At 63.9% G+C, this 22,170-nt stretch carries 24 protein-coding genes; 15 read left to right on the top strand and 9 right to left on the bottom strand.

Going from position 1 to position 22,170, the window contains the following annotated elements; genetic code table 11:
* Positions 1-7: 7 nt before the first annotated feature.
* Positions 8-898 carry a LysR family transcriptional regulator gene (locus AB4Y40_RS35270; protein ID WP_368691783.1) on the bottom strand — a complete coding sequence of 297 codons (891 nt, stop codon included), beginning with the start codon at positions 896-898 and terminating at the stop codon, positions 8-10.
* A gap of 122 nt (positions 899-1,020) precedes the next feature.
* Here AB4Y40_RS35270 and AB4Y40_RS35265 point away from each other — a divergent pair, with 122 nt between their 5' ends.
* Both AB4Y40_RS35265 and AB4Y40_RS35260 read left to right on the top strand, forming a co-directional pair.
* Positions 1,021-1,761 carry an SDR family NAD(P)-dependent oxidoreductase gene (locus tag AB4Y40_RS35265; RefSeq protein WP_368691818.1) on the top strand — a complete coding sequence of 247 codons (741 nt, stop codon included), beginning with the start codon at positions 1,021-1,023 and terminating at the stop codon, positions 1,759-1,761.
* Between the two features lie 65 nt (positions 1,762-1,826).
* Positions 1,827-2,420 (top strand): NADPH-dependent F420 reductase, encoded by a 594-nt coding sequence (locus AB4Y40_RS35260; RefSeq protein ID WP_368691782.1) that lies wholly within the window; start codon positions 1,827-1,829, stop codon positions 2,418-2,420.
* A 103-nt stretch (positions 2,421-2,523) separates the two neighbouring features.
* Here AB4Y40_RS35260 and AB4Y40_RS35255 read toward each other — a convergent pair whose 3' ends face one another.
* A complete protein-coding gene (locus AB4Y40_RS35255) occupies positions 2,524-3,072 on the bottom strand; it encodes a hypothetical protein (RefSeq protein ID WP_368691781.1) in 549 nt (182 codons plus the stop codon).
* Positions 3,073-3,177: 105 nt separating this feature from the next.
* Positions 3,178-3,483 (bottom strand): glutathione binding-like protein, encoded by a 306-nt coding sequence (locus AB4Y40_RS35250; RefSeq protein ID WP_368691780.1) that lies wholly within the window; start codon positions 3,481-3,483, stop codon positions 3,178-3,180.
* Between the two features lie 396 nt (positions 3,484-3,879).
* On the opposite strand from AB4Y40_RS35250, the gene AB4Y40_RS35245 reads away from it, so the two are divergent.
* The 3 genes from AB4Y40_RS35245 (at position 3,880) to AB4Y40_RS35235 (ending at position 6,590) form a co-directional block, all read left to right on the top strand.
* Positions 3,880-4,515: a glutathione S-transferase family protein gene (locus tag AB4Y40_RS35245; RefSeq protein WP_368691779.1), complete on the top strand. Its 636-nt coding sequence runs from the start codon at positions 3,880-3,882 to the stop codon at positions 4,513-4,515.
* Between the two features lie 253 nt (positions 4,516-4,768).
* A complete protein-coding gene (locus AB4Y40_RS35240) occupies positions 4,769-5,386 on the top strand; it encodes a LysE family transporter (RefSeq protein ID WP_342923049.1) in 618 nt (205 codons plus the stop codon).
* Positions 5,387-5,705: 319 nt separating this feature from the next.
* A complete protein-coding gene (locus tag AB4Y40_RS35235) occupies positions 5,706-6,590 on the top strand; it encodes a GNAT family N-acetyltransferase (RefSeq protein ID WP_368691778.1) in 885 nt (294 codons plus the stop codon).
* A 68-nt stretch (positions 6,591-6,658) separates the two neighbouring features.
* Here AB4Y40_RS35235 and AB4Y40_RS35230 read toward each other — a convergent pair whose 3' ends face one another.
* Positions 6,659-7,918: a LysR family transcriptional regulator gene (locus tag AB4Y40_RS35230; RefSeq protein WP_324157845.1), complete on the bottom strand. Its 1,260-nt coding sequence runs from the start codon at positions 7,916-7,918 to the stop codon at positions 6,659-6,661.
* A 40-nt stretch (positions 7,919-7,958) separates the two neighbouring features.
* Positions 7,959-8,696 carry a GntR family transcriptional regulator gene (locus tag AB4Y40_RS35225; protein ID WP_368691777.1) on the bottom strand — a complete coding sequence of 246 codons (738 nt, stop codon included), beginning with the start codon at positions 8,694-8,696 and terminating at the stop codon, positions 7,959-7,961.
* Between the two features lie 372 nt (positions 8,697-9,068).
* Between AB4Y40_RS35225 and AB4Y40_RS35220 the strand changes: the two genes are divergently transcribed.
* The 5 genes from AB4Y40_RS35220 to AB4Y40_RS35200 all read left to right on the top strand — a co-directional run bounded on the left by AB4Y40_RS35220 (position 9,069) and on the right by AB4Y40_RS35200 (position 13,204).
* Positions 9,069-9,914, top strand: coding sequence for a gallate dioxygenase (locus AB4Y40_RS35220; RefSeq protein ID WP_368691776.1), 846 nt, complete (start codon positions 9,069-9,071; stop codon positions 9,912-9,914).
* Positions 9,911-10,270 (top strand): protocatechuate 3,4-dioxygenase, encoded by a 360-nt coding sequence (locus AB4Y40_RS35215; RefSeq protein WP_324157852.1) that lies wholly within the window; start codon positions 9,911-9,913, stop codon positions 10,268-10,270. The genes AB4Y40_RS35220 and AB4Y40_RS35215 overlap by 4 nt, the downstream gene beginning before the upstream one ends.
* A 221-nt stretch (positions 10,271-10,491) precedes the next feature.
* On the top strand, positions 10,492-11,580 hold the full coding sequence (locus tag AB4Y40_RS35210) for a porin (RefSeq protein WP_368691817.1): 1,089 nt from the start codon (positions 10,492-10,494) through the stop codon (positions 11,578-11,580).
* A 164-nt stretch (positions 11,581-11,744) separates the two neighbouring features.
* The gene (locus AB4Y40_RS35205) at positions 11,745-12,860 is read left to right on the top strand and encodes an NAD(P)/FAD-dependent oxidoreductase (protein ID WP_368691775.1); all 1,116 of its coding nucleotides are present in this window, start codon (positions 11,745-11,747) and stop codon (positions 12,858-12,860) included.
* A gap of 50 nt (positions 12,861-12,910) precedes the next feature.
* On the top strand, positions 12,911-13,204 hold the full coding sequence (locus tag AB4Y40_RS35200) for an antibiotic biosynthesis monooxygenase (protein ID WP_368691774.1): 294 nt from the start codon (positions 12,911-12,913) through the stop codon (positions 13,202-13,204).
* A gap of 24 nt (positions 13,205-13,228) precedes the next feature.
* Here the strand turns inward: AB4Y40_RS35200 and AB4Y40_RS35195 are convergent, their stop codons facing one another.
* Both AB4Y40_RS35195 and AB4Y40_RS35190 read right to left on the bottom strand, forming a co-directional pair.
* The gene (locus tag AB4Y40_RS35195; protein WP_368691773.1) at positions 13,229-14,350 is read right to left on the bottom strand and encodes a CmpA/NrtA family ABC transporter substrate-binding protein; all 1,122 of its coding nucleotides are present in this window, start codon (positions 14,348-14,350) and stop codon (positions 13,229-13,231) included.
* Between the two features lie 20 nt (positions 14,351-14,370).
* The gene (locus AB4Y40_RS35190; protein ID WP_368691772.1) at positions 14,371-14,955 is read right to left on the bottom strand and encodes an ANTAR domain-containing response regulator; all 585 of its coding nucleotides are present in this window, start codon (positions 14,953-14,955) and stop codon (positions 14,371-14,373) included.
* A 412-nt stretch (positions 14,956-15,367) separates the two neighbouring features.
* Between AB4Y40_RS35190 and AB4Y40_RS35185 the strand changes: the two genes are divergently transcribed.
* Entirely contained in the window at positions 15,368-17,134 is a 1,767-nt protein-coding gene (locus AB4Y40_RS35185) for a SulP family inorganic anion transporter (protein WP_368691771.1), read from the top strand.
* 59 nt (positions 17,135-17,193) lie between these two features.
* On the opposite strand, the gene AB4Y40_RS35180 is transcribed toward AB4Y40_RS35185, so the two are convergent.
* Together AB4Y40_RS35180 and AB4Y40_RS35175 are read right to left on the bottom strand one after the other, a co-directional pair.
* Positions 17,194-18,213: an alcohol dehydrogenase gene (locus AB4Y40_RS35180; RefSeq protein WP_368691770.1), complete on the bottom strand. Its 1,020-nt coding sequence runs from the start codon at positions 18,211-18,213 to the stop codon at positions 17,194-17,196.
* A gap of 117 nt (positions 18,214-18,330) precedes the next feature.
* A complete protein-coding gene (locus AB4Y40_RS35175) occupies positions 18,331-19,278 on the bottom strand; it encodes a LysR family transcriptional regulator (protein ID WP_368691769.1) in 948 nt (315 codons plus the stop codon).
* A 108-nt stretch (positions 19,279-19,386) separates the two neighbouring features.
* Between AB4Y40_RS35175 and AB4Y40_RS35170 the strand changes: the two genes are divergently transcribed.
* From AB4Y40_RS35170 to AB4Y40_RS35155, 4 genes are all read left to right on the top strand, one after another.
* Entirely contained in the window at positions 19,387-19,788 is a 402-nt protein-coding gene (locus AB4Y40_RS35170) for a hypothetical protein (RefSeq protein ID WP_368691768.1), read from the top strand.
* 67 nt (positions 19,789-19,855) lie between these two features.
* Complete coding sequence (gstA, locus tag AB4Y40_RS35165; RefSeq protein ID WP_368691767.1) at positions 19,856-20,467, top strand: glutathione transferase GstA; 612 nt, start codon at positions 19,856-19,858, stop codon at positions 20,465-20,467.
* Positions 20,468-20,488: 21 nt separating this feature from the next.
* Positions 20,489-21,457: an MBL fold metallo-hydrolase gene (locus tag AB4Y40_RS35160; protein WP_368691766.1), complete on the top strand. Its 969-nt coding sequence runs from the start codon at positions 20,489-20,491 to the stop codon at positions 21,455-21,457.
* 28 nt (positions 21,458-21,485) lie between these two features.
* Positions 21,486-22,118 carry a LysE family translocator gene (locus AB4Y40_RS35155; protein ID WP_368691765.1) on the top strand — a complete coding sequence of 211 codons (633 nt, stop codon included), beginning with the start codon at positions 21,486-21,488 and terminating at the stop codon, positions 22,116-22,118.
* Positions 22,119-22,170: the final 52 nt, after the last annotated feature.

Here is a 22,170-nt window from a genome sequence, read left to right as displayed (position 1 = left end):
CGCGCTTCTACAGGCGCTGCGGCAGCGCAGCCGCAAAAAAGTCGGTGATCCGGCGCACGCGCGCAGGCACGAAACGGCGCCTCGGCCACACGATACTGACATCACGGGCGTCCCCAATGAAGTCGTCCAGCACGGTGACGATGTCGGGATGCTCGAGTTCGTCGGTGAGCGAGAGCTTCGCGAAGAGGCCGATTCCCACGCCCGCGAGCACGGCCGACCGTATCGTCTCGACGCTGTTCGACGACAGGTTGCCTCGCACCGGCACGCTGAACCGGCCTTGCGGCCCATGAAACGGCCAGTTCGCCGATTCCATCAGACCGCCGTAGACGAGGCAATTGTGCCTCGCGAGATCCGCAGGATCCTTTGGCATGCCGTGCTGCTCGAAATAGCGGCGCGATCCCACGCAGACCAGCGGGGTGCTGGCGATTTTCCGCACGACCGAATCGGGATCGTTGACGGTGCCCACGCGAATCGCGAGGTCGATTCGATCCTCCACCATATCGCGGACGAAATCCGACAACACGAGATCGACCCGAAGCCCAGGATGGCGCGACAGCAGGTCGGGAATGAGCGGGAGGACGTGCAGGCGGCCGAACGTCGAGGCGGCGGCGATGCGGACAAGGCCCGAGACATCGAGCGTGCTGCTGCTCAGTTCGTTGTCGGCTATTTCGAACTCGTCGAGCAGCGGCTTGGTGCGCTCGTAGTATTTCTGCCCCTGATCCGTGAGGGTCACGCTGCGTGTGCTGCGGTTCAATAGCTGCACGCCGAGGCGCTTTTCCAGCGCACCGATCGCCTTGCTGATGGCGGACTGTGAGTCGCCGGTTCTACGCGCGGCGGCGGAAAAGCCGCCCGCTTCGACAACGGCGATGAAGGCGTTCAATTCGTGAAACCGGTCCATTGCATGTCTCTCGTGAGACCCATTCCCTCGAAGAATAGATCTCATGATAACTCCGCTGATTATCATTCGTCGGGGCGGCAATTACGATGTCTCTACCATTCACCACGAGGCAGAAATTTCCCATGTCCACTCTCACAGGCAAGGTTGCCGTCATCAGCGGCGCGACGACGGGTATCGGCTTGGCGATCGCCCAGCGGTTCGTCGCCGAAGGCGCGCACGTCTTTATCTTCGGCCGTCGGCAAGGCCAGCTCGACGAGGCCGCCAAACTGATCGGACGCAACGTGACTGCGATCCAGGCCGACGCCGCGAATCTCGATGACCTCGACCGCGTCGCCGCGGCAGTCAGGGAAGAAAAGGGTGTCGTCGACATCATCGTGTCGAACGCGGGCTTTACCGAGCAGGCTTCCATCGACACCATCACGCCAGCGCATTTCGACAAGGCATTCAACCTGATGGCGCGCGGCCCCGTCTTTCTGGTGCAGAAGCTGCTGCCGATGATGACGGGCGGTGGATCGATCATCCTGGTTTCTTCGGCCATGCACGTCATGGGCATTCCCGGGCACACCGCCTACGCCGCGACCAAGGCCGCGTTGCGTTCCTATGCGCGCACCTGGGCCGCCGAATTCAAGGATCGCGGTATTCGCGTCAACATGCTCAGCCCTGGCGTCACCGACACGCCGATCCTCGACGCCCAGTCGGCGACGCGCGAGGATCTGGTGAGCATGTACCGGAGCATGGTCCCGCTCGGTCGACTCGCCCGGGCCGAGGAGATGGCCAGCGCGGCGCTCTTTCTCGCCTCCGAACAGAGTTCCTATATGACGGGCGCGGATTTGATGAATGACGGCGGCATCGGCCAGGTCTGAGACCTGAGGTGTACCGTCCGCCAGAGTGATTTTTTGGTTACTTAGGAAAACGAATGGAGAGTTCAGTGAGCTACGCAATCATCGGGCTTGGCAAGATCGGCACGGCCATCGCGCAGGCATTCGCCGATCAGGGTATCGAGGTCGCCGTGGCAGGCCGGCGGCCGGTCGACGCGCTCGCCGCGCAGATCGGGCCGTCGCTGGTTGCGCAGCGGATCGAGGACGCGGTCGAGGCTGACGTTGTCATCCTGGCTGTGCCGTTCGGCGCTCACGAGGACGTCGCGCGGGCCGCTGAAAGCTGGCAGGGGAAGATCGTGATCGACGCCATGAACGCGTACGGCGTGCCTGTGAGGGAGCTGGACGGTCTGCCTTCTAGCGCGGCCGTTGCAAAGGCGTTTCCAGGCGCGAAGCTGGTGAAGGCCTTCAACCACCTGCCCGCAGGCACACTGGCACAGGGGCCAACGACACCGCATGGCGGCCGGCGCGTCGTGTTCGTCGCTAGCGACGACGATGCGGCTAGCGCTTCGGTGTCGGGTCTCGTCGAGCGGCTCGGGTTCGCGCCGGTCGAACTCGGGAAGATCGGCGAGGGCGGTCTCCTCGTCCAGGCACGCGGCAACAGGTGGGCCCAGCTGGTTTTCCAGGATCTGGTCAAGTTCGATTGACCGGCCGCGCGCTATCGCGCTTCCGGCGAGAGCGCTTTCATGACGGGCACAGCGTTGCTGGTGGGCGGACGCTACCCGTTCGTCACGCGGGACCCTTGACTCACTATAGCGGTTCCGGCTGGGCCCGAAGCTTGTCCTTGATTGCCGTCAGGCAGTTCGTGAACTGGGTGCGAAGCCCCACGGAGTTGCCGCTCGGTGCGGAAAGACTGTCGGTTGTCACAGTCCATCCGTCAGGCGTACGCGAAACATCGAGTTCGAAGTACTCGGCCGATTCGCTATCGAGGACCACCGACTCGCGAAAACTGCCCTTCGCCGCACGTACGACCGCCTCGCAGCCCTGCTGGAGCCGGGCTGGCGCATGAGCGGACAAACCGGGTGAGCCGTCGCGAAAGGGGACCGCGCCGTACATGCGGAACGCCTCGAACTGCGCCGGCATGGCGGCCGTGACGAACTGGATGTCCGAATCCGAAACGGCATTTCCGCATCCCGCGAGGATGGCGACATAAGCTGCGAGCGTGATGCGGGCGCAATGACTCCGGAAAGTGAGTTCGTGGTTCCTGCCTGGTCGTAGTCTCTGCGCAAACGTTAGCGTTCTCATCTCCAACGGGCCAGCCTCGATGTAAGAATTAGTATTACGGCGTGCGTTATGCATATATTTATCGAGGTTAACCCTGGGATGGCACGGGTCGAGTCGGCGAGTGGGCGTCAACGGATCACTTTTTCCAGTCGACGCCGGTGCCGGCTGCGGCGCGATCTCTTACAGTCGGTCCCGCAGTAGACCTTCCGCCAACAACGCTCCCCGTACATGCGGACGCTCACCCACGCGTTGCTGAAACGCCGATATGGCGGGCAACCGTGATATATCCAGGCCAACATGCGGAGCCCAGTTTGTCACTGTGAAAAGGTAGGCGTCCGCTGCCGAGAAGCGCTCCCCCAGCAACCATGGCTGAGTCGTCAGCAACTTCTCCAGCAATCCATAATATTTAGAAAGCGCCTCTTGTCTTTCTCGGCGGACCAACTCGGGCGTCGTGGAATTGAAAAGCGGGGAGTAGCCTTTGTGCAAATCTGAATTAACGAAACCGAGCCACTCCTGCAGGCGATAGCGCGCTTTCGTGCGGCACGATGAGCGATGTGCGCCGATATAATCCGGTAACTTCCAGGTTACTCAACACAACGAGACAAGACGATGGGATTGCCTGTCCGGAAAAGCAAGGCGCCCGCGCCGCCTGCATGTCAGGTGACTGACGCCCTCGGATTTTTACGGGGCGCGTGGGCCTTGAATGTCATTTGGCAATTGCGTCATCAGGCGCGGCGCTTTCGCCGGCAAAGCACATCCGCAGACCCAATCCCGGCTTCACTTCGCGCGGGCTGCGTTGCCCGATGAATTTGAGCGCAATATCTGGAGTGCTGAGCGCGGGCCACATCCGTCATAGTTGGGCTTCCTCACTCAGGAGTCGACATGCTGCGCTTATACGATTATCTGCCCTCCCAGAACGCCTGGAAGATCCGGGTTCTGCTTGGCCTTCTCGGCATTCCCTATGAGACCCAGGAGGTCTCCATTTTCGAGGGAGCGGGACAGACCGACGCCTTCCTCAAGCTCAACCCCACAGGCGCCGTGCCAGCGCTCGAACTGGAAGACGGCCGCGCTTTGTCCGAGTCGAATGCGATCCTTCAGTTTCTGGCTGATGGAACCGACTTCCTGCCTGCTGACCGCTTCGGGCGCGCCAAGGTTGCTCAATGGCTCAGCTTCGAGCAGTACTACATCGAACCGGTCATCGGCTCCTTGCGTTTCTGGACATTGACGGGGCGCTTAAAGCGCAATGCTGCGATGGTCCCAGACAAACAGGAGACCGCCGCGAAGGCGCTGCGAGCCCTCGATCGGTCCCTGACGGATGCGACCTTCCTGGTCGGTGATGGCCTGTCCATTGCCGACATATCGATCTACGCATACACCCACCGCGCAGGCGACGTCGGTATCGACCTGGCAGCCTACCCTGCACTCGCTGCCTGGCTGTCGCGCGTCGCTGCCGGGATTGGTCCCAACCATCCCGTGCATCCTTACACCATCGATCCGCACGCCATCGTGCGTGACTAGCGGGCGCTCGAGGTGACACCCGCGGCTGTGTCTGCCTTGAAATGTCGGATCCGAGCGGAGCCTGGGGTTGGGAGCGAACAAGGTAGGCGTTCAATGGCGCCATGCTTGCGAGCTGACGAATCGCCCGTCGAGCGATTGAGCGTCTGGTCTGCCTCCAGAGTCGGCCAGCAGCGGTCAGTCGTGAATTGCTTCAGAATACCGGTGGATGAAGCGGCTCCACGTTTTGTACAACCACAATTCACTGAGGCTACAAATGGTTAATGCGTCTGCGATTGCGACAGTCTTTTCTGTCTATGCGGCGGCTGTCGTCATACCCGGGCCGAACTTTGTCGCAATCACCCAGAAGGCGGTAGCCGGCAGACGCTCCGATGCGCTCGCGCTTGTCGCTGGGATCGTGACGGTGAATCTGTTCTGGGCGACTTGCGCCATCCTTGGTATCGGCATGGTGTTCGCTATTTTCCCGTGGCTCGCTGTCGGTATCAGGCTTGCTGGCGCGGCCTATCTGATCTGGTTCGGGCTGCGGCTCATTGTGTCGGCACGGGCAACCCCCTCAGAAGCACGTCACCCAACGAAGGCGCCTCTGTTTCGTGCCGCGTTCCTGCAAGGTATCGCGACAAATATCGCGAATCCGAAGTCCATCGCCTTTTATGCGGCGGTGTTTTCCTCAGCGGTGCCCAGCCACGTTTCCACGCCGACGTTCTTCGCGATGCTTGCTACTGTCGGTGTATCAGCGACGTGCTGGTACGGAGCAGTCGCGCTCGTTCTATCGCACGCGGCGATTGCGACGGCGTATCGTCGCGCGAAGGCATGGATCGACCTCACATGTGGAGGGCTCATGATTGCGCTGGGAATCCGGCAGGCATTGCGATAACGAAGCGCCGGGCGGCGCCTGGCTGAGCGGCACACGGCTTGCGCGCTTTGAACATTACAGGTCTTGCAGAGGATTTTCTGAAACCGCCTTGTCGAAACAAGGCGCCTCAAGTGCAGTCCGACAGGGACCCTCTCAAGTAAAGAATTGTCCCTTGTGGTCTCTACGCCATGGACACTCCCAATGCGGTGTCGGAAGAGGACTTCCAGCTCCTCTTCGAATCCACGCCCACGCCCTTGCTGGTTCTGCGGCCCGGCAACGCTTTCACGCCCGCTTCGGCTCGAGGTTGACGGATTCGATATCTCTGACTAAAGTCAGAGATATGAGTGCGTCCTCCATTCCCCAGATTCGTCGCTTTAACCGCATAGTCGCCGAAAGCATCGGCGCTATCGACGATCATTTCCTCGGACGAGGCCGCCCGATGGGCGAATCGCGCCTGCTCTGGGAGATCGGTGTCGAAGGCGCGGATATTCGTACGCTTCGCGCGCGGCTAAGTCTTGATTCGGGTTATGTCAGCCGTACCCTGGCGTCGCTTGAGCGGCAAAAACTTGTCGCTGTCCTCACTGATCCGAACGACCGCCGGGTTCGCCGGGCTTGCCTGACTGAGGCAGGTCTCATCGAAAGGGCCGAACTCGAACGGCTCTCCGACGCGGTCGCGTTACGCGTGCTCGAACCTCTCGGCGACAAGCAGCGACGGCGACTGATCGAAGCCATGTCCGAGGTCGAACATCTGCTGCAGGCATCGCTTGTGCATTTTTCGATTGAGGACCCGGATAGCGATGACGCGCGGTGGTGCTTTGAACAGTATTTCAGCGAACTCGACCAACGCTTTGAAGCCGGGTTCGACCCATCCATGAGCCTGTCGGCGGACGCTGTCGAACTGACGGCGCCGGCTGGCGCGCTAATCATCGCGAGACTCCATGGACACCCGATCGGCTGCGTCGCGCTGAAGTTCCACAAGAAGTCCCCGGCCGAACTCAAGAGAATGTGGGTGAGTCCTTCCGCGCGAGGCACGGGCGTTGGGCGCCGGTTGATCGTCGAGGCGGAGAAACATGCCCGGCAGGCCAAAGCGCGCGTGATTCGCCTGGAGACTAATCAGACTCTGCATGAAGCGATATCGCTATACAGGCAATCCGGATTCGTTGAAGTCGATGCCTTCAATGCCGAACCGTATGCCCATCACTGGTTTGAAAAGCGCCTGGACTGAACAATCGCAACGCTTTGCACTACGGACTTTCGATTCTCGCTGACGATCGTCTCATGCGGGTTGCGGATTCAACCCGCGCGCCGCCCCTCCACCACACGCGTTGCGGGCGCAACATCCATCACCGCGAGCCGGATCGCGTCGATCAGCGCGCGTGCCGCAGGCGAGGGCGAACCCTGTGCGCGCAGCGTGAGTCCGATATCGCGGCGCGTGTGCTGCAGCGGCACGTCGAGAATCACCAGCTGCCCCGACTCGATTTCGTAGTGCAACTGCTGCGCCGAGAGCGCCGTGATCATGTCCGTGCCGAGCAGCAACCCGCGAATCACGGCGAGATCGGCGGTTTCGACGGTGGGCAGGGGCGGCTTGAGTTTCACGCGGCGGAACTGCGCTTCGAGCAGACCGCGCGAGGGCGAATGCGTGCGCGAAAGTATCCATTGGGCATCACGCAGATCGTTCAGCGTGAGGCCGTGCTTTTTCGCGAGCGGATGGTCGCGCCGCGCGAGCACGACCATGTCTTCCGACATCAATCGTTCGTTGCCGAGGCCGCTCGCCGCATCGTTTTCGCGCAGCGCGCCGAGCACGAAGTCCACGTCGCCGGCGCGCAGGCCTGCCACGAGCAGTTCATAGGCGCTTTCGTCGGTCACCACGCGCACGCCCGGATGCTGCGCGGAAAGGCGCGCGATGGCGGCCGGCAGGATCAGCGTGCGGCCCAAAGGCAGCGCGCCTACCGTCACCGCGCCCTGGATATTGCCGTGCAGCGCCGCGATATCGTCGGGCACGTGACGCAGTTCGTTGAGCGCGCGGCGCACGTGCAGCAGGAAGGTCTCGCCCTCGGCCGTGAGCAGCACGCCGCGCGGCCCGCGATGGAAGAGCGTGACACCCGAGCCGCTTTCGAGCACGCGCATGGCGCTGCTCACGGCGGGCTGGCTGATGCCGAATGCATTGGCCGTGCTCGGCATATGGCGGTGCCGCGCGAGGGCGACGAATAGCTGCAGCCGCCGCGTGTTGAGCAGATACGCGGGCAGCGTGCCTTCGCTCAACGCGCGCCGGCGCGCCTGGCGCGCGGCGCACCACTGCGCGAGTTCTTCCAGTTCGCCGAAAATGCGCGCGCAGCGCTCGAGCACCACGCGGCCCACGGCCGTGGGCAGCATGCCCGAAGGCTTGCGCTCGAAGAGCGGCGCGCCCAGCGCAGTCTCCAGTTCCTGCACCGAGCGTGTGACGGCCGACTGGGCGCGATACAGGGCCGAAGCGGCGCGCGTGGCGCTGCCGGTGTCGGCAACGAGGCGAAAAGCGCGCAGGTGCGCGAGGTTCAGGAGTTCGGGCTGGCTCACGGCTCGATCATGTCGTTTTGGGTGGGATACGCGCCGTGTCTCATGCGGCGACCGTGGCAACCGTGCCAACTGCGGCGGCGTCGCCGACCGCGCTCAGATGCAGCCGGTCGACCGAGAGATTGAGGCTCTCCTTCGAAATATGCGTGTGCTCTTTCATCAGCGCCTCGACGCGCGCGCCTTCGCCGTTCACGAGCGCGCCGACAATGGCGTGATGCTGGCGGTGCGCATACGAGAGCATCATGAACTGACGCTGCTGCGCGGCCTTGTCGAACACCACCGTGCCCGGCGAGACGAATGGAATCTTGTCGTTGAGCCCGAGCGCGGCGCTCACCGCAAGATTGTGCGCCGCTTCCACAATCAGTGCGTGGAAGCGGCCGTTCATCGCGGCGTAGCGCGTTTCCGCTTCGCTGTCGAGCACGCCGGCCGCGAAAATCGCGTCGCCTTCGCGCAGGCAGTCTTCGAGCGCGTGCGCGAGCGCCGCGTCCACGCCGCGCTCGGCGACCGTGCGTGCGGCGAGCCCTTCGAGCACGCCGCGCACGTCGATGGCGTTGAGCACGTCGGTCACCGAAAAGCGCCGCACGGTGTAGCCGCGCGCGCCCGAACGCTCGACGAGGCCTTCGGTGGCGAGCACACTCAGCGCATAGCGCAGCGGCGTGCGCGAAATGCCGAGGCGCTCGGCGAGCTGCGCCTCGACGAGCCGCTCGCCGGGCTCGAGTTCGCCGGAGAGGATGCGCGTGCGCAGCGCCTGCACGATGGTTTGCTGGGTCGTCCCGTTCATGTCATGTGTGAATCGCAGCGGGCGCGGCGCGCGGCGCATGGCGCGCGCGGCCCTTGCGAGTTCGTTCTTTTGATATCTGTTTCGCTTATGAGGGGGTTGCCGGGGCGGATCGGCCGCAGTTCCCGCAACCGGGTTTCAGGATACCAAAATCCTTTGCGGCGCGCGGGTTTGCGCGATCGGCCGAGTGTGCGCAAGCGCGCACAAGCCTTGAATTCATGAGGGAAAGGGAAAAATTCGTGGTTAACCCTTGCTTACGGTTTGGGCGGCGTTTTTGTAATTTCGTATCCCAAGTGATGAACGAAGGCGTCGGCCGACGCATCCGGTCCAGCGCGGCGCGAGTGCGCCGCATGAACAGCAGCAGAGGGCAAGATCATGGCAAGAATAGTGGGCGGCATCGGCACATCGCACGTGCCGACAATCGGCATGGCATACGACAAGGGCAAGCAGAACGAACCCGCGTGGGCGCCGCTCTTCCAGGGGTATGAACCGGTGGCGCAGTGGCTCGCCGAACGCAAGCCGGACGCGCTCGTGATGTTCTACAACGACCACGCCAACAGCTTCTTCTTCGACTGCTACCCGACGTTCGCGCTGGGCGTTTCCGCCACGCACGAGTTCGCCGACGAAGGCGCGGGCAAGCGCGCGCTGCCGGACATCGCGGGCCACCCCGATCTCGCGATCCATATCGCCGAGCAGCTCGTGAACGACGAGTTCGATCTCACGATCTTCCAGGACAAGCCGCTCGACCACGGCTGCAACTCGCCGCTTTCGCTCATGCTGCCGCACGAAGGCGGCTGGCCCGCGGCGCTGGTGCCGATCCAGGTGAACGTGCTCCAGTATCCGCTGCCCACGGCCAACCGCTGCTACCGGATCGGCCAGGCGCTGCGCCGCGCGATCGAATCGTTCGAGCAGGATCTCGACGTGGTGGTGGTCGGCACGGGCGGGCTTTCGCACCAGGTGCACGGCGAGCGCAGCGGCTACAACAACACCGAATGGGACATGGAGTTCCTCGACCTGATCGTGAACGATCCGGAGCGCCTCGCACGCATGAAGCACGTGGACTACGTGCGCCTTGGCGGCGCGGAGAGCGTGGAGACGATCATGTGGCTCGCCATGCGCGGAGCGCTGGGCGGCAAGATCCGCGAAGTCCATCGCAACTACTATCTCGCGACCAGCACGGCGATGGCGGTCACGGTGTACGAAGAAGAGGGCCGGCAATGAATCCACAACTGGTTGGCATCGAGGAACTGACGGGCACCTACCCCTTCGACATTCGCCAGAGCATGAAGGCCATGCGCCTGAATCGCTTCTTCTGGGAAATGCGCCTGCCGCAGGCGCGCGACCTGTGGCTGCGCGACCGCACGGCCGCCTACGACGCCGCCGCGCTCACCAGCGAGGAGCGCGCGCTCGTCGACGCGACGGACTGGCTCGGCCTCATTCAATACGGCGTGTGCTTCTTCGTGCTCGAAAAGTTCGCGCGCGTGGTGAAGATCACGAATCTCGGCATGTACGCGAGCATGCGCGGCGAAACCCTCGAGGCGTTCCTGAAGACGCGCAAGGTGCCCGACGCGGTCTGAGCGTTTGCCTGGCCGCCTGATTTCCTGAATCGCTTTTGCGTTCGGGCGGGCGCTTCGCCCACCCGGACGCGTTTGACCCGCGCGGCCCCACATGCCGCGCGCTTCTCTTGCGTCTCGCCGGATCTCGGGGCGGCGAGAGCGCTTCCCTTCGATGCTCGAATAAACAGGTTTGTTCAAAACAGGAGACTTGGAGAATGCAGGATCATAAGCAGTACAAAAAAATGGCATTGGCGATTACGGGAGCCATCGGTGCGATGGTGTGTGCCGCTCCGGCGTTCGCACAAAGCAGTGTGACGCTCTACGGCATGATGGACACGGGCATTACCTACGTGAGCAACCAGGGCGGCAAGCACAACGTCAAGATGGACGACGGCGTGAATGGCCCGAACCTCTGGGGCATGACCGGCACGGAAGACCTGGGTGGCGGCACGAAGGCCTTCTTCCAGCTCGTCAACCAGTTCCAGGTGGACAACGGCGCCTTCATGCCGAACAAGAGTCTCTTCAGCCGTACGTCGATTCTGGGTCTGAGCAACGACAAGCTGGGCAAGCTCACGCTCGGTAACCAGTACGACTTCATGACGGACTCGCTGTATTTCGCCGGCAACGATCCGGCGGAACTCTCGGGCCACTTCTACGATTTCCGCGCGGGTCCGTTCCAGAAGCTCGCGCTGCCGAACAACCCGACCGGTTCGTTCGACTGGGACCGCATGGCCGGCGAGACCGTCAACAACTCGGTGAAGTATCTGTCGCCGACGTTCGGCGGCTTCAGCGCGGGCGCGATGTACAGCTTCGGCGGCGTGGCGGGTTCGATCGGCACGGCCAACGGCACGAGCTTCGCGCTGAACTACTCGGCGCATGAGTTCGGCGTGAACGCGGCCTATACGAACCTCAAGACGGTCGTGACGGGCGAAGGCGACGTGAGCGTGCGCAACTGGGGTATCGGCGCGCACTACCGTTTCGGCGGCTGGATCACGAACGCGCTCTTCACCACCGTGCACAACTCGGCCAACGGCGGCTCGGTGTATCAGGGCTCGGTGGGCGCGCACTACAACTTCACGCCGGCACTCAGCGCCGGCGCGTCGTACATGTACATGAAGGGCAACGAGGTGGTCGACAACAATCACGCGCACGAGGTCGCGGCGATCGTCGATTATGCGCTCTCCAAGCGCACCAGCGTGTACGTGCTGGGCGTGTACCAGCGCGCCAGCTCGGGCGGCCTTGCGCAGATCAACGGCATGAACTCCTCGGATGGCGCGTCGAGCGGTCAGACCCAGGCGGTTGCGCGCGTGGGCCTGCATACGCACTTCTGATGCACCGCTAGCTTCATCATCTCCGGCAGTTGTTTGACGCCGCCCGATCGACCTATCGGGCGGCGTTTTTTTTTTCATGGTGCGCATCCTTTCACGAAAGGCCCGCGAATTGGGCAAAATAGCGCCAGTCGCAACAGCACTCGCGTGACGAGGAAGGAAGTCTCATGACGGATACCGTGGATTGCGTCGTAATCGGCGCGGGTGTGGTCGGGCTCGCGGTTGCGCGCGCGTGCGCCCAGCAGGGCTGGGAAACCGTCCTCGTCGAGGCGGAAAACGCCATCGGCACGGGCACCAGCTCGCGCAACAGCGAAGTGATACACGCGGGCATTTACTACCCGCAAGGCTCGCTCAAGGCGCGGCTGTGCGTGCAAGGCAAGCACCAGCTCTATGCGTATTGCGAAGAGAAGGGCGTGGAGTTCAGCCGTTGCGGCAAGTTCATCGTCGCGACGCACGAAGGGCAGCTCGACGCGCTGCGCGCGATTCGCGCGGCGGCCGCCGCCAACGGCGTGGACGACCTGCGCTGGCTCGATCGCGGCGAGGCGCGTGAACGGGAACCCGCGCTCGCGTGCGTGGCGGCGCTCGAATCGCCCTCCACGGGCATCGTCGACAGCCACGGCTTGATGCTCGCGCTGCAGGGCGACTTCGAAGCGGCGGGCGGCATGCTCGCGTTTTGCTCGCCGGTCACGGGGGGCCTCGCGCGGCCGGGCCAGCCGACGCTCCTGAAGGTAAGCGGCGACGAGCCGATGGAACTGCTCGCCACGCGCGTCGTGAACAGCGCGGGCCTTTACGCGCAGCAGGTCGCGGCGTGCATCGAAGGCGTGCCGCCGCAATCGATCCCGCCGGGGCGCTACGCGAAGGGCAATTACTACGCGCTGGCGGGCGCGGCGCCGTTTTCGCGGCTCATCTATCCGGTGCCGGAGGAAGGGGGCCTGGGCGTGCACCTGACGATCGACCTTGGCGGCCAGGCGCGCTTCGGTCCCGACGTGGAGTGGATCGACACGATCGACTACACCGTGGACCCGGGCCGCGCGGCGAAATTCTACGAGGCGATTCGCACCTACTGGCCCGCGCTGCCTGACGACGCGCTGCAACCGGGTTATGCTGGCATTCGCCCGAAGCTGGCCGAGGGCAAGCATGGCGGCGACTTCGTGATCCAGGACGCGCGCGAGCACGGCGTGAGCGGGCTCGTGAACCTCTACGGCATCGAGTCGCCGGGGCTGACGGCTTCGCTCGCGATTGCGGACGAAGTGATCGAACGGCTGAACATGAACACACACTGACTGCAGTGGCGGATCAAACGCGAATCAACGCGAATCACAAGGAGAACAGGATGGTCTACGAGATGGCGCACATCACGGTGAGCGCAGGCAAGAACGCCGAATTCGAGGCAGCCGTGGCGCAGGCGCTGCCGCTCTTTCACCGCGCACGCGGCTGCCGCAGCGTGGAACTGCAACGCGGCGTGGAAGAGCCGAACCAGTATGTGCTCGTCGTGCAGTGGGACACCGTCGAGGATCACATGGTGCACTTTCGCGAGTCGGAGGACTTTCAGGAATGGCGCCGCCTCGTCGGCCCGTACTTCGAGAAGCCGCCTGTCGTGGGGCATACGCAGGTCGTCGTGAAGTAAGCGGCTGGGCGCGGCCCGCCGCGCTTACGCCTTGATGCCGAACCCCTCCACATACCCCACCGCATCGTCTCCGTCCCAGACGCGTCCATCGACGAACGGCGCGGTGGCCGTCCCGGCCGGCAGCGCGATGCCCATCGCCGCCGCCGCTTGCCCGTACAGCGCCGTCTGGTTCAAGCCGCGCGCGATCTCGCGATAGTCGCTTCGGCGCGCGAGCATGCCCCATCGTTCGAACTGCGTCAGAAACCACACGCCTTCGGAGTCGTGCGGATAATTCACGCGGCCTTCCGCGAAGAACTTCATGCCCGGCGTGCGCGATGCCGTATCCGCTTCGAGCCGCGCCGCGATCAGCGCGGCGTCCACACCCAGCATCTCCGGGCGCGCGAGCCACTGCGCGATCTCGCGCCGATTGCCTTCGCCGTCCAGCCAGCGGCACGCTTCGAGCATCGTCTGCACGAGCGCGCGCGCCGTGTTCGGATGGCGCGCCACGAAATCGCGCCGGCAGGCGAGCACCTTCTCGGGATGATCCGGCCAGATCGCCCCGCTCGCGATGATCGTGCGCCCCACGCCGCGCTGCTGCGCGAGCCCAGGCCACGGCTCGCCCACGCACAGGCCGTCGAGGCGATCTTCGGCGAGCGCGGCCACCATCTGCGGCGGCGGTATCACCACGCTCTCGATGTCGCGCAGCGGATGCACGCCCTGCGAAGCGAGCCAGTAGTACAGCCACATCGCGTGCGTGCCGGTGGGGAAGGTCTGCGCGAACACGGGCTTGCGCGCCAGCGTGGCGAGCGCACGCGGCAGCGAGCCGTGTTCGGCGAGCGCATCCGCGAGGCGGTTCGAGAGCGTAATGGCCTGGCCGTTGCGGTTGAGCACCATCAGCACGGCCATGTCGGTCTGCGGGCCGCCTAGTCCAAGCTGCACGCCATACACGAGCCCGTAGAGCGAATGCGCGGCGTCGAGTTCGCCGGACAGCAGCTTGTCGCGCAGCGCGGCCCACGAGGGCTGGCGCGAGAGTTCGAGCGTGAGGCCGTGCGCGTGGCCGAACTCCAGCAGCTTCGCAGCGACGAGCGGCGCGGCGTCGGCGAGCGGCACGAAGCCGATCTTCAGATGGGTTTTCTCGGGCGCGGCGAGGGTAGGGGTGGCGTTCATGGGCGGCGCTTCGTTCCTGCTCAATCGGGTCGTTCCTGGGCCTGCGCGAGCGCGACGATCTGGCGGGCGACCTCGGCGAGCTTCACGCTCTGGTTCATCGCGCGCTTGCGCAGCGCCGCGTAGGCGGCGGGCTCGGTCAGCTTCTGTTGCTCCATCAGGATGCGCTTCGCGCGGTCGATCAGCTTGCGCTCGGCCAGCTCGTTTTCGGCCTGCGTGAGACGCTCGCGCAACTGCGCTTCCTGGGCGAAGCGCGCGAGCGCGACTTCGAGGATCGGCGCAAGGCGCTCGCTCGCGAGCCCTTCCACGAGATAGGCGGTCACCCCCGCGTTCACGGCCGAGCGGATCAGGTGCTGGTTGGCGTCGTGGCTGAACATCAGTACCGGGCGCGGCGCGGTGGCGTTCATCACCGCGAGCTGTTCGAGCGTGTCGCGCGAGGGCGATTCGGTGTCGATGATGATGACGTCGGGCCGCTCGCGTTCGACGACGCGATGCAGCGCCTGCGGCGTCGCGGGCTCGGCGAGCATGTCGTAGCCGAGCCTGGCGAGCGCGTCGCGCAGGTCGCCGATTGGCTTGTCGGTGTCGGTTACGAGCAGTACGCGCAGCATGGGGATTCGGTGATCGTCGGCATGAAGTCTTCGACGGTTAATCGGTGCATTGCGCGCCATCGCTGGGCGCGCATGACAGTTCAGCAAGGTGCGTGCCAGTTTGTCCGTTGGCCGCAAAGCCGTGCCGGGCGGGGTTTTGGGCGCGGCGCGCGGAAACGCGGCGCGCAACGCGTTGTGCACCGCAGCAGTGCGGGGAGGCGATACGTAGCACCCAGTTGGCGCAGTGGTGGCAGGCGATGCCCGAAAAAGTGCGGGAGGGCGGTGTGAATTCGTGGTCAGGATTCCAGAGTCGGGACAGGCGCACGCGGCTTCTTTTGTGACACGCATATTTCACCTATTCTTTTTAGCGCACGCCGTCGGCTCCACGATTCCCAGCGCCAGCATTCTCACGACAATTAACCGGCCAATGGAAATGGAAAGACCTGCCTCTCCCAACGCACAGCCTGCCAGTGCAACCGCAAGCCAGCCCTGGCTGCGCTGGCTGCCCGGCGTCACGTTGCTCAAGACTTATCAACGCGCCTGGCTGCTCAACGATCTCGCTGCGGGACTGGTGCTGACCACCATGCTCGTGCCGGTCGGCATTGCCTACGCGGCGGCGTCCGGCGTGCCCGGTGTCTATGGCCTCTATGCCACGATCATTCCGTTGCTGGCCTACGCCATTTTCGGGCCCAGCCGCATTCTTGTGCTCGGCCCCGACTCCGCGCTTGCCGCGCCGATACTCGCCGTGGTGGTGCAGGTCGCGGGCGGCGACCCCGCACGCGCCATCGGTGTGGCGAGCATGATGGCGATCGTGTCCGGGCTCGTCTGTGTCGTCATGGGGCTGTTGCGTCTCGGCTTCATTACGGAGCTGCTGTCCAAGCCCATTCGATACGGCTACATGAACGGCATCGCGCTAGCCGTGCTCATTAGCCAGTTGCCGAAGCTCTTCGCCGTCTCCATCGACGAGCAGGGCCCGATGAGAGACCTGCTCAGCCTCGCTCAGGCGCTCGCGCGCGGCGAGGCGAACTGGTACAGCTTCGCCGTGGGTGCGGGAAGCCTCGTGCTGATCCTCGTGCTCAAGCGCTTCGACAAGGTGCCCGGCATCCTGATCGCCGTGATCGTGGCCACGCTCTCGGTCAGTCTCCTTCATCTCGACACCCTAGGTGTGAAAGTGCTGGGCACGATTCCCCAGGGCTTGCCTGGACTCTCGCTGCCGTGGGTCGCCAACGTGGACCTGGTCAAGATCGTGCTGGGCGGCGCAGCCGTCGCATTGATCGCTTTCGCCGATACGAGCGTGCTTTCGCGCACCTATGCGGCGCGCTTTCATGCGCGCGTCGACCCGAACCAGGAGATGGTGGGCCTCGGCGTGGCGAACTTCGCAGCCGGCTTGTTCCAGGGCTTTCCGATCAGCAGCAGCGCCTCGCGCACGCCGGTTGCCGAAGCCGCGGGCGCCCGCACACAGCTAACCGGCGTAGTCGGCGCGCTCGCCGTGGCGGCGCTGCTCATGGTCGCGCCCAACCTGTTGCGCTATTTGCCCAATAGCGCGCTCGCCGCCGTGGTGATCGCCGCCGCACTCGGGCTGTTCGAAATCGCGGATCTCAAACGCATCTACCGGATTCAGCAGTGGGAGTTCTGGCTGTCGATCGGTTGCTTCGTGGCGGTCGCGGTTTTCGGGGCGATTCCCGGCATTGGCCTCGCTGTCCTGATCGCCGTGATCGAATTCCTCTGGGACGGCTGGCGGCCTCATTTCGCGGTGCTCGGCCGCGTGGAAGGGTTGCGCGGCTATCACGACATCGAGCGCTATCCCGAAGCCGTGCGCACGCCGGGGCTCGTGCTGTTTCGCTGGGACGCGCCGTTGTTCTTCGCGAATGCCGAGTTGTTCCAGCAGCGCCTGATGGAAGCGGTGGAAGCGTCGCCCACGCCCGTGCGCCGGGTCGTGGTGGCGGCGGAGCCCGTGACGAGTGTGGACGTCACGTCCGCCGACATGCTGCGCGAACTGACCCATGCGCTGCGCGAGCGCGGCATCGTGCTGCATTTCGCGGAGATGAAGGACCCGGTGCGCGACAAGCTCAAGCGCTTCGATTTGCTCGAAGACATCGGCCCGGACCGCTTCGATCCGACCGTGAGCAGTGCTGTCGATCGCTATGTCGACGAGACCGGCCTCGCGAAGGACGAAGCCGGGCCCCAAGCAGGACGGTAGTGAAAAGCCGATGCGGTGCCGGCCTCGTAGCGCCGCACCGCACTTCGCCTCGATGCCCGTCAGGCGCCGGGCTTGAGCACCACGCGAAAGCGCGCCTTGCCGCTCATCATCCGCTCATAGGCTTCTGCCGCGCGCGACAGCGGATATTCCTCGATCATCGGCTTCACGCCCGAGAGCGCGCTGAATGCCAGGGTATCCTGAGAATCGGCGGCGGTGCCCGAGGGCCAGCCCTGCACCGAGTGGCGGCCCATGATGAACTGCGTGATCGGCACTTCCACGGGCTCCTCCGACACGCCGATCATGATCAGCTTGCCGTTCAGGCCAAGCCCGCCCAGCGCAGCGCTCATGGCTTTGCCGCTCGTGGCCGTGGCGAGGATCACGCGCGCGCCGCCCAGCGCGAGCAACGCTTGCGCGACGTCCTGCGAGGAACTGTCGATGTAGTGATGCGCGCCGAGCTGTTTCGCGAGCGGCGCCTTGTCCTGGCCGCGCGCGATGGCCACGGTGACGAAGCCCATTCTGCGGGCGTACTGCACGCCGAGATGGCCGAGGCCGCCAATGCCGAGAATCGCCACGACATCGCCCGCGCGTGCGCCGCTGTGGCGCAGCGCGTTGAAGGTGGTGATGCCGGCGCACAGGAGCGGCGCGGCGTCGACGTCGGAGAGGTCGTCGGGCATGCGTGCGAGCGCCTCCTGCGGCGCCACCATGTAGTCGGCATAGCCGCCGTCGTAGCTGATGCCGGGAATCTGGCCGTTCTTGCAGAGCACGAAGTCGCCGTGGCGGCAGTGCTCGCAATGGCCGCAGTGGCCGCCGTGCCAGCCCACGCCGATGCGCTGCCCGACCTTCCATTCGTCGACGCGCGCGCCGAGCTTTTCGATCACGCCTGCAATCTCGTGGCCGGGCACGCGAGGAAACTGCAGCCCGGGCCACTGGCCTTCCTTCGTGAGCGAATCGCTGTGGCAGATCCCGCAGGCCTGCACCTTGACGAGGACGTGTCCCTCGGGCGGCTCGGGAATATCGCGCTCGACCAGTTCGAGAGGGGCCCCCGGTTTTGCTACCTGCACTACGTGCATCTTTGGCATCGTCTGCTCCTGGGAAAGTGAGGTTTCCGCCGATGATGTCGTGGCGACGTGTGGCTACTGCGACATTGTAGGACGATGGTGCGGGCGCTTCGCGCTGCGCGGCGTGGTGGATGTTTGTTAGCGTTTGGCGCCCGCTTTTACGCGGACTTTTCCATCGCCCGCCGTGCGGCTCTTCATATGTTCGATGAACGCGCGCAGTTTCGGCATGACCTGTCGGCGGCCCGAATAGCAGAGAAACACCCCGGGCCTCACCGGCGCGTAGGCCTCCAGCACCTCGATCAGTTCACCCGCTCTCAACCCGACAGCGGCCAGCGGCTCGGGTACCTGGGCGAGGCCCAGTCCTTCTAACGCAGCGCCCAGCACGGTGGGAAAGTCACTGGCGATGAGGGGGCCGGATACGGCAATCTCGATCGGCTGGTCTGCGTCGTTGAACGACCATAGGGCGAGCGCGCCGTTGGAGCGCCGCCATCGCAAGCAGGCATGCTGGCGCAGGTCGTTCGGGTGAGCGGGTGGGCTTGACCCGGCGAGGTAGGCAGGGCTGCCGACGACGATGAGACGGAATGGCGGCGTCATCGGCACCGCGACCATATCGGGAGCAACGAGATGCCCTTGCCGGATAGCGGCGTCGAAGCCTTCGGCGGCCAGGTCGGTCACCTCCTTGCTCGCAGCAAGCTCCACCTCGATCTCGGGATAAGCCTTGCAGAACGATGTGACCAACTCAAGCAGCGTGGGGATCACCGCGCGCGGCGCGGAGAGACGCAGCAATCCGGCCGGTCGCTGGCCGAGTCCACGCGCCGCCTCACTGGCGGCGACCAGTTCCTCGAAGGCGGGCTTGGCGCGCGCGAAAAACTGTTCGCCGGCTTCGGTCAAGCCGACACTGCGCGAGTTGCGGATGAAGAGCGCTGCGCCAATGCGCGCTTCGAGGACACGCACCGTCTGGCTGATCGCCGAGGGCGTCACACCGAGTTCCGCGGCTGCCTTGCGAAAACTGCGATGCTCGGCAACGCGCAGGAACACCTCCACGCCGTCCAGCGCGCCCTGCCTGACTGTGAAGTTCTGCTTCATGGCCCGTCAACAATGTGATGAATAGGCGCTTGCGAATAGCGATGATACCTTGGCACCAGCCGTTGGGCCGGAGCATCAGCGGCTCACACCACAGTCACTGGACGCTGAATGAAACGCCTTCTTCTCAATTTGACCATAGCCTCTGTGCTGGTCGCTTCTGCTGGAGTTTCCATGTCGCAAACTACGCCTATGCCCGCCACGCCAACCACGAAGATTCTGGCGATTGGCACTTTTCCGCCGGGCACGGACATGCAACTTGTCCAGCACACGCTTCCGACCGAAGTGCGCGAGACGGCGCAGCTCTACCTCGAGGGCAAGATTGACCAGTGGTATTCACTGCAAGACCGGGCCGGGGTGGCGTTCATCCTGAACGTAACGGACGTCGATCAAGCGCATGACATGCTCGAGGCACTGCCCTTGGGGAAAGCGCATTTGATGACGTTCTCGCTCTTTCCGATTGGCCCGCTCAAGCCGTTGAGCAAGCTCTTGAATCCGCCTTCGCCCCAGTAGCAAGCGCTGGAGCGTGCGGGGCTGCAGCGCCGTTGGTTAATGATTGAACTCGTTGTCGGGATCGAACATGAAGCTTTATTACTCGCCGGGAGCATGCTCGCTTGCGTCGCATATCGTCGCACGCGAAGCGGGGATCGCAATTGAACTCGAGAAGGTGGACATGGCGTCGAAGCGCACGCAAGGCGGAATCGACTTTCTCACCATCAATCCAAAGGGAAACGTGCCGGTGCTCGAGCTGGACGACGGAGCATGGCTTACGGAAGGTCCCGCCATCATGCAGTTTCTCGCGGACCTGAAGCCGGAACGCGATCTCGTTCCCCTTAACGGGACGATGGCGCGGTACCGTCTGCAGGAATGGCTTGGCTTCATTAATTCCGATTTGCACACGAGCTACGCGCCGCTCTTCAATCCCGCGATGCCCGGCCGGATCCGCAGCGAAAAGCGCGAAGCGCTCTTCAAATATTATGCGGTGGTAGAGCGATCCCTGACGCACCAGCCATGGTTGCTGGGAGAGCAATTCTCGGTTGCCGACGCCTATCTTTTCACCGTCACAAACTGGGCAAGGCACGTTGGCATGGATTTATCGCGGCTGCCCGCGATCAGCGCATTTCAGCAACGCGCGGCGGGTCGCCCGCAGGTCAGGGCAGCGCTGCTGGCGGAAGGTTTGCTGCGGGACTGATCGATACCAGGGAGCGTAGAGATGATTGAGCCAATCGACAGCCTGGAGATTACGGTCATCGTCGATAACGTGACCGACATCCTTTCATCGAATCCGGCGTACGTGGAAACAGAGCTTGCCGGAGCCTGGCGGCGCGGGATGAAATCGCTGGGTGGAGGATGTCTCTGTTGCGCCGCTCACGGCTTGTCCTGTCTGATTACTGCCCGAACGGGCCACACGTCGCGCTCAGTGCTGTTCGACACGGGGCCGGACGAGTGGGTATTCGAACGTAACGTCGGCAGGCTCGGCCTCGACCTCGGCACGGTCGGCGCGATGGTGCTTTCACATGGACATTGGGATCACGCCGCGGCAATGCCACGGGCATTGCAGATGATCACGCTGGCCAACGGTGGAAAGCCTGTCCCGACCTACCTGCACCCGGAGATGTTCGCGTCGCGAGCGGTCAGGAATGCGCAAGGCCGCATGATGCCAATGGAGGATATTCCAGACCAGCAGGTGCTTGCCGGTAACGGGGCGGAACTCGTGATCACGAGAGTCGAACAGGCGGTTCTGTCGAAGTCGTTCTACGTCAGCGGAGAAATCCCGCGAGTGACGAGCTTCGAGCGCGGCATGCCCGGCCAGCACAGGCGTGGCCCCGACGGTGCATGGGAACTGGACGAAGTGCTCATGGATGAACGATATGTTGCCGTGCATATCGCTAACAAGGGTTTGTTCGTGTTTACAGCCTGTTCACACGCAGGTCTCATCAACGTTTTGACTCACGCGGGCAATCGCTTTCCTGATGTGCCGATCTACGGGGTGCTGGGCGGCTTCCATTTGTCAGGCGCAACGGAAAGCATCATTCCGGACACTGTCGAAGCGCTGGAACCGTTCAATCCTGCTTTGATCGCCCCCGCGCATTGCACTGGCTGGCGGGCAATCGGCGCACTGGCAACACGGTTCAAGGATCGGGTCGTCCCGTCGGCGGTAGGCAAGCGCTTCGTTCTTTGACTAACGATCTATTCTTCCTCTTCCACTCATGACTGGACACGCCTTCATCTCGACCAACCTGCTGCTTGCCTACACCGCGTATTTCGTCGGCACGGCGAGTCCCGGGCCGAGCAACCTTGCAATCTTGTCCATCGCGGCCAGTCACGGCCGTAAAGCGGCGATGACGTTCGCGCTCGGTGTCATCTCGGGATCGATGTTCTGGGCGACGGTGGCCGCGCTGGGCGTGTCGGCTGTCTTGATTGCCTGGTCTCAATTCATCGTTGCAATCAAGATCTTCGGTGGTCTCTATCTCCTGTGGCTCGCCTTCAAATCCGGACGCAATGCGCTTTCGAGCGCCGCCACCTCGGCAGTGGAGGTGGAACGCGCACCGACACTGACGAGCGTCTACCTCCGCGGCGTGACGCTCCATCTCACCAATCCCAAAGCGATCCTCGTGTGGGTTTCCATTGTCGCGCTGTCGTCGAACGGCACGGGGTCTGCCCATAGTGCGGTCATCGCAGGTTGTGCGGCCATCGGATGCCTGGTGTTCGGCGGTTATGCCGTCCTGTTTTCGACGGCTTCGGCTCGCAGGCTGTACGTGCGGACCCGTCGCGCGCTGGAAGGATGCCTGGCCGTGGTATTCGGGATCGCCGGAATCAAGCTTCTCTCGACGCGGATCTAGCTTCCAGTGTCGCTCGGGCCATTCGCTTTCGCGTTGAACCGACGTGCGTTCT

Source organism: Paraburkholderia sp. EG287B (assembly GCF_040965595.1).
Lineage (GTDB): Bacteria > Pseudomonadota > Gammaproteobacteria > Burkholderiales > Burkholderiaceae > Paraburkholderia.
This window is presented reverse-complemented; position numbering and strand designations above follow the sequence as displayed.